8 protein-coding genes are annotated in these 6,793 nt (G+C 51.0%); all 8 read left to right on the top strand.

What is annotated here, in order from left to right:
* The coding region (locus KOO63_01575; protein MBU8920525.1) for a hypothetical protein at positions 1 to 436 on the top strand (436 nt) is incomplete at its 5' end.
* 86 nt (positions 437 to 522) lie between these two features.
* Positions 523 to 1,509, top strand: coding sequence for a hypothetical protein (locus KOO63_01570; GenBank protein ID MBU8920524.1), 987 nt, complete (start codon positions 523 to 525; stop codon positions 1,507 to 1,509).
* Positions 1,506 to 2,486: an RnfABCDGE type electron transport complex subunit D gene (locus KOO63_01565; protein MBU8920523.1), complete on the top strand. Its 981-nt coding sequence runs from the start codon at positions 1,506 to 1,508 to the stop codon at positions 2,484 to 2,486. Before KOO63_01570 ends, KOO63_01565 begins: the two co-directional genes overlap by 4 nt.
* Entirely contained in the window at positions 2,483 to 3,067 is a 585-nt protein-coding gene (locus KOO63_01560; protein ID MBU8920522.1) for an FMN-binding protein, read from the top strand. Before KOO63_01565 ends, KOO63_01560 begins: the two co-directional genes overlap by 4 nt.
* A gap of 5 nt (positions 3,068 to 3,072) precedes the next feature.
* Positions 3,073 to 3,723 carry a hypothetical protein gene (locus KOO63_01555; protein MBU8920521.1) on the top strand — a complete coding sequence of 217 codons (651 nt, stop codon included), beginning with the start codon at positions 3,073 to 3,075 and terminating at the stop codon, positions 3,721 to 3,723.
* Positions 3,720 to 4,298, top strand: a complete 579-nt coding sequence (locus tag KOO63_01550) for a hypothetical protein (GenBank protein ID MBU8920520.1) — start codon at positions 3,720 to 3,722, stop codon at positions 4,296 to 4,298. The genes KOO63_01555 and KOO63_01550 overlap by 4 nt, the downstream gene beginning before the upstream one ends.
* A 41-nt stretch (positions 4,299 to 4,339) precedes the next feature.
* Positions 4,340 to 5,416: a 2Fe-2S iron-sulfur cluster binding domain-containing protein gene (locus tag KOO63_01545; protein MBU8920519.1), complete on the top strand. Its 1,077-nt coding sequence runs from the start codon at positions 4,340 to 4,342 to the stop codon at positions 5,414 to 5,416.
* A gap of 27 nt (positions 5,417 to 5,443) precedes the next feature.
* The gene (locus KOO63_01540; GenBank protein ID MBU8920518.1) at positions 5,444 to 6,784 is read left to right on the top strand and encodes a hypothetical protein; all 1,341 of its coding nucleotides are present in this window, start codon (positions 5,444 to 5,446) and stop codon (positions 6,782 to 6,784) included.
* The last annotated feature ends 9 nt before the right edge of the window (positions 6,785 to 6,793 follow it).

Genomic DNA, 6,793 nt, shown 5'->3' with positions numbered 1-6,793 from the left:
ATTAAGACCGTTCAATTCCTTTCTTAAAGTATGGTTTCCGGCAGCGGTCATAGCGTCTATAGTCTTTGTCGGTTCGGTTCTTTTTATCCTTCCCGGATTATACGCTACGATCAGGCTCGGCATGGGGATGTTCCTGATCGTAGACAAGGATACGGACCTGGCCGATACACTCAAGGGCAGCTGGAGGATCACGGCCGGACACGAAGGCAAGCTGATAGTCTATTATCTTCTGATGATGGGGCTTTTCGGGCTGGTCATTCTTCCATCGCTCACAGGTATGCAGTTGATCGGTGTAGTCGGCTCGATGATATTCAATTTTTTCATCACTCCACTGCTTGGTGTGACTTACGCGTCGGCATACGACAGCCTGCTTTTTCTCAGCGAACCACAGACTGAAGATCTTCCGGATGAGTCGTCGGGTGAAGATGGTGAATGATATCGGCTTATGATTTTGTCCATGTTGTCCGCTATTCCTGAATATTGTCCTTGAACGATGACTGTCCTCTTATTAGAATGGTTCGCATGTTACACTTCGAGCTTCAATCCTGCAAAAGTATACAGGTTCCTTTCGACATCATCTCGGACGGGGCTGAATGCGATAAGGATCTCGGAAGTGTACTGTGCTTTCTCTTTCCCCGAAAACACCCATATATATGCGCGATGGATCATAAAAGACTGTCCGTCCGGTTCAGTACGGGAGACCCGTTCGGCCCAAGTCCCGGAACGCTTTGTGACTCTCTCTTTCCCGAACTAAAAGATGATGTACTGACCGTGAGAGACCGTTTCGGTCTCAATAGTATTGAGATATCCGGACTCGGTGAAGAGAAGATATTCAAGGAGGAGAAAGTAGTATTCTCGCCTCAGACTGGAAAAAGGAATGCAATTCCGCTGACTGCCCCCGAGTTCAGGAGGCTGGCTGTCCTTTGTCGGGAAAGAAAGCATGAAGAATCTGTTTTATTCTCCGTGTTCATCGATCCTGATAACATTTTCAGTTTTTTTCTTCCGGCCGGGAAAAAGATAAATGAAGTTTTCGATACCCGGGAAGAGATAAAGTCCTTCATTTCGGAAAATCCCGAAACAAGAGCGTATCACCCTGTTACCGGCCGGGCCTATGACCTCGAGAACGATATTGCCTGCCCTGATAACTCCCTTGTGACTTTTACAGGTACGGGGTATGTACTTTCACCAGAGAACTCAGGTATATCAGGATTCCCCTGGTTTGGGAATAAAGCGACGATGCGGCGGCTGAAAGAAAGGGATCGGAAAGAATATCCCTGCTCGAACTGTCTTAAATGCGTCGATGTCTGTCCCTCGGGTATAGATCCAAGTCTGCTCTGGCATAATCTACGTGCCGACAATTTAGACGAAGCGCTGATGTTGGGGCTGATAAGCTGCACAAGGTGTGGACTCTGCTCTTTTGTCTGTCCGTCGGATATCGACCTTCATGGAAGACTGACCAAAGCTCTCGATCAGGTAGAGTCTGAACGAGACGGGGAGGTGTCGTGTTGAGGTTGGGTGGATACAAAAAACATCCCGCTCGCAACGATATCGTCATCGCACTGGTATGCCTGCCACTATATTTTGCCGCTGTCGGAAGGTACGGCCTCAGAGTCCTGATCGCCCTGGCGGTCTCTATTGCTGTCGGCTTGCTTACTGAGGTAATCGCCTCCAAGATCAGGAAGAAAGAACTGCTCGGCACAGGTTTTGTCTCCTGGATACTCATACCTCTTGTGCTGCCTCCCGTATTTCCACTCTGGATGCTTGCCGCGTCTGTCTTTTTCGGTACAGTGATCGGAGTCGCATTTTTCGGTGGATATGGTAATCACCTAGCCTCGCCCGTTGCTCTTGGCTGGACTTTCGCGGCACTCAGCTATTCGAGGGCTTTCGGCTTTGGATGGTCGCTGCCTTTTCCAGATGTGATAACCGGCTATTCCAGGTATGCGGCATCTGTACTGACAATCGATCACCCTATTATTTTTCTCGAGGCGCAACGTTCAGTGACACTGACTGACCTCCTGTACGGAAACGTCCCGCAGACGCCCGGGATGGCTGTGCCATTACTGGTGATCGGTTGCGGTCTTCTGTTATATCTTTTCAAAGCCGTAGATGTGAGGTCATCGCTGATATTTCTCGGGACGGTAACAGGCCTGTCTTTTTCTGGTGAGTGGATCATGCCTGGAGTCTTTGGAGATCCATACATGGTCCTGACCGGCAACCTGCTGCTTGCCGGATTCTTCGTCTTTCCCGATAGAAGGACCGCGCCCCGGACAAAAGGCGGCAGGTACGTTACGGCGCTGCTGGCCGGGATCATAGCATTCCTTATAAGAAGTTTTTCCACATTCCCCTGCGGAGTGTTTTTTGCCGTGATTTTCGCTAATGTATTCTCTCCGATCATAGATGAGGGTTTTATCAAGGCAAAGTACGGCAGGCCGGATGATGACAATAATACGAAAAACGGGACGACAGTGAAGGGGTGCTGTCAATGAAGAATGTCAAGATCATCCTCTTTCTCGTTATTACCTCTACACTCTGCACGCTTCTTCTCGCGGGGGCCCAGCTCGGATATGAGAAGGCCTCGACCGTTTTCAATGTGAGGTTGTATGGTACGATCCTCGAATTGTTCGGCATTGAAGCCGCTGAGGACGACATAGAGAAGGTCTTTCTTGAGAATTTCGAAATACGGACAGTCGGAAGCACCGTCTATTACATATCCAGGACTGTTGAAAAAGGAGCTGTCGTATTCAAGACGATCGGGGCTGGGCTCTGGAGCCAGATAGAGCTTCTTCTCGCTTTTTCTCCGGGGTTCGAAAAGATGTACGGACTGAGAGTGATATCCCAGGCCGAGACTCCAGGACTGGGTGGCAGGATAACGGAGATAGAGTTTCTGGAGCGCTTCAGGGGGGTGGAGGTCAGGCCGGAGTTGAAGGTAGTAAAGTTTGCCTCACGACCGAACGAGGTCGACGCGATAACCGGCGCAAGTGTGACTTCGAGGTCTGTTGAGAAGATAATCAACAGGGGAGTGATCGAGATGGACAAGGCATTCGGCAAGGGTGAAGGAGAGGAGTAGGACCGATGGCCGAGACCAGCGGATTGAAAGTCCCGAAAAAAGGGTACAGGCTTTTCAAGTCGAAGGACTGGAACGTCTTCATCGAGGGACTATGGCATAACAATCCGATATTCGGAATGATCCTCGGGCTGTGTTCGGCCCTCGCAGTGACGAACCTCATGCTCAATGCCCTCGTGATGAGCCTCTCGGTGACAGTGGTCCTCCTCGTCAATTCGATCATAATATCATCGATAAAACACCTGATCCCCGACAGGGTGAGGATGATAGCTTACATGTTCATCATCTCCAGCCTTGTCATTGCGGTAGATCTCGTGCTGAAGGTCTTTCTTCCCGATATCAGCCGGGCCCTGGGGCCATATGTGGCACTGATAATAACGAACTGCATCATCATGGGGCGAGCAGAGTCTTTCGCGATCAACAATTCAGTAAAACTGGCGATCAGCGATGCTCTCGGAGTCGGTCTGGGATACGGATTCTCGCTGATGATGCTGGCCTTCTTCAGGGAACTTGCCGGGTTCGGGACTCTTTTCGGGTTCAGGGTAATCCCTGAGACTATTACTCCTGCCGCGCTTCTCTCGATACCACCCGGGGCGTTTTTTGCGCTGGGGACCTACATACTGGTGATCACGACGATCAGGAAGAGGAGGGCGAAATGAATATTTTACTTCTCTTGTTCGCTTCGATAGTGACAAGTAATATCGCCCTTACATATTTCCTCGGAATGTGTCCTTTTGTGACGATATCTAAAAATGTGAAGGTAGCCTTCGGGATGGGCATGGCGGTGACATTTGTCATGACCGTCACAGCGATGGCCAACTACCTGATCAACCACTACGTATTGATACCGTTCGGGCTGCAGTATCTGCAGTTCCTTGTCTTTATCGTCACGATTGCCGCTCTCGTGCAGGTGATCGAGATATTCCTCGACAGGTATTCGCCCGCTTTGTACGCGGCTTTTGGAATATTTCTTCCGCTTATCACGGTGAATTGCGCGATCCTCGGAGTATCACTCTTCGTGATGCTGAGGGTCTACAATTTCTGGCAGACTGTCGTCTTTGGTTTTGGTTCTGGAGTCGGCTGGATGCTTGCGATCATAGCTATAGGTGGCCTGAGGAAGAAACTGATCTTCAGTGATCCGCCCGAGAATTTTACAGCTCCCGGGATAACGGCCATCCTCGCGGGCATAATGGCGCTTGCTTTCATAGGGTTCACGGGGATGGCGAGCCTCTGACAATCGGTGGGCCGCTTCGGATGAGCGGCAGAGAACGAATAATGATAATTAAATCACTGATATTTATTAATGTCTTTTCGGTCGTGATCGGGATACTGCTGATCATCCTCGAGAGGATCATCGCTTCGTACGGTGAAGTCACGATCACGATGAATGAGGACAAGGAATTCAGGGCGTCCGGGGGCCAGAGCCTGCTGAGGATACTTTTTGAGAACAAGTATTTCATCCCTTCGGCCTGTGGTGGGAAGGGGACCTGCGGTTACTGCAAGCTGGTCGTGAAAGAGGGTGGAGGCGATGTCCTGCCTACAGAGGCATTGATCCTCTCGCCCGCAGAAACGAGGCAGGGATTCAGACTCAGCTGCCAGGTGAAGGTCCGCGGAGACATGAAGATCGAAGTGCCTCCGGAATATCTTGAAATACAGGAATACGAGGGGGAAATCGTCTCGACAGAGCTGGTCACATCGGACATAAGAAAGATCAGGTTCCAGATCACAGGCGACGAGACGATAAAGTTCAGGCCCGGTCAGTATGTCCAGATTAAGCTCGACAATGATGGGACCACCGATTACAGGGCCTACTCGATAGCTTCCAATCCAGATGATGACAATCATATCGAACTGAACGTCAAACTTATTCCCGAAGGCCTGGGGTCGGAATACATGCATTCGCTGAAAGAGGGAGATCCGGTTTTCTTCTCCGGACCTTATGGGGATTTCTTCCTCGATGCCGACTCCGGCAGGAGGATAATCTGTGTAGCGGGAGGTGTGGGCCTGGCTCCGATCAAATCTATCGTGGAGTACTGGAAGTCGCATGCAATGGATCGGGAGATAGAGATCTATTATGGCTGCAGGACCAGGAAAGACCTGTATTATCACGATGTCTTCGAGAAGATGGAAACTGAAAACCCAAATTTTCATTACTATCCTGCCCTCTCGGAAGAGGATCCCGAGTGGAAAGGGGCCAGAGGATTTATTCATTCACTGATGGAAAAACATCTGGGAGAGGGTGAACATTCAGAAGCATACCTGTGCGGGCCACCTATCATGATAGAAGCGGTGATGGAGGTCCTGAAGGAAAAGGGAGTCCCTGAAGAGAGGGTCCTGTTTGACAAGTTCTGATCCCGGCAGCAGGAAAGGGAGATAAGTATGAAAAAAGAGATGATATTGGTCGTCCTGACGCTGATGGTCGTTACGTCAGCTGTAAACGGGTGTTTCGACAACGAGAGGGTTCCCGAAGCAACGACATCCCTGGCGTACGTGACCGCAAGTACGAAGGACTGTCTCGAATGTCACACGAAGAAGCAGCCAGCAATAGTCGCTCAATGGCGCAGTGGAAAGATGGCCGAAGCTGGTGTGGGATGTTTCGAGTGTCATGGAGCGAAAGAGGGAGAGCCCGACGCGATAGAACATTTCAACGGCCACTATGTATCGTCGATCGTCTCACCCAACGACTGCGGAAAATGCCACGGGGTCCAGAAGACCCAGTTCCTCGCTTCTCACCATGCCAAGGCGGGAGCGGTGCTCGGATCTCTCGACAACTATCTGGGAGAGGTCGTGGAGGGTTTCGCCGCTAATGTGTCGGGCTGTCAGCAATGTCACGGTTCGGAAGTCGAGATCCATGACGGGGGCAGAGCTACGGTACAGACATGGCCGAATTACGGGATAGGGCGTATCAATCCGGACGGGACGGCCGGTTGCTGTGCCGCCTGCCATTCGCGTCACGATTTCAGCCTGAAACAGGTCAGGACGCCGGAGACCTGCGGCAAATGTCATCTGGGCCCGGATCATCCACAGATGGAGATCTATACCGAGTCGAAGCATAATATCGCTTACCGAAGTCATGAAGATCAGATGAATATGGAAGTCGAACCATGGCTGGTCGGTGTCGATTATGTGTCGGCGCCGGTCTGCGCGACATGTCATGTCTCCGCGACTCCGACCCAGCCCAGCAGTCACGATATCGGCCTGAGGCTTTCGTGGAATATCAGGGCACCCATATCGAAGAAGACAGAGAGTGACCACAGGAAACGGCTGGCGATGAAAGATGTCTGCATGACTTGTCACAATCCGGCATATATCGAGGGGTTTTACGCGCAGTTCGATGCGGTCGTGGAGTTGTACAACAACAAGTTTGTCATTCCGGCGAAGGCGATAATGGACAAGCTGAGGGCGGCCGGAAAACTGGATGATACGCCGTTCAACGAGAAGATTGAGTGGACATATTTCTATCTCTGGCATCACGAGGGCCGCAGGGCCAGAAACGGTGCCGCGATGTGCGGCCCCGATTACGTCCAGTGGCACGGGTTTTATGAGATCGCCGAAAGGTTCTATCTGGAACTGATTCCAGAAGCGGAGGAACTGCTTCACGGAGTTACCGATGAATACATGTCGATGCCCGATCACAACTGGTTTTCGGGGAAGATGTCGGATGGTGACCGTAAAGCTATAATGGGATACTACCGTGAGAAATATGGAGTGAACCCATAGAACAGGGTC

It is taken from the genome of Candidatus Latescibacterota bacterium, assembly GCA_019038625.1.
Classification (GTDB): domain Bacteria; phylum Krumholzibacteriota; class Krumholzibacteriia; order Krumholzibacteriales; family Krumholzibacteriaceae; genus JAGLYV01.
The sequence above is the reverse complement of the archived record's forward strand: the minus strand, read 5'-3'. Positions and strand labels throughout refer to the sequence as shown.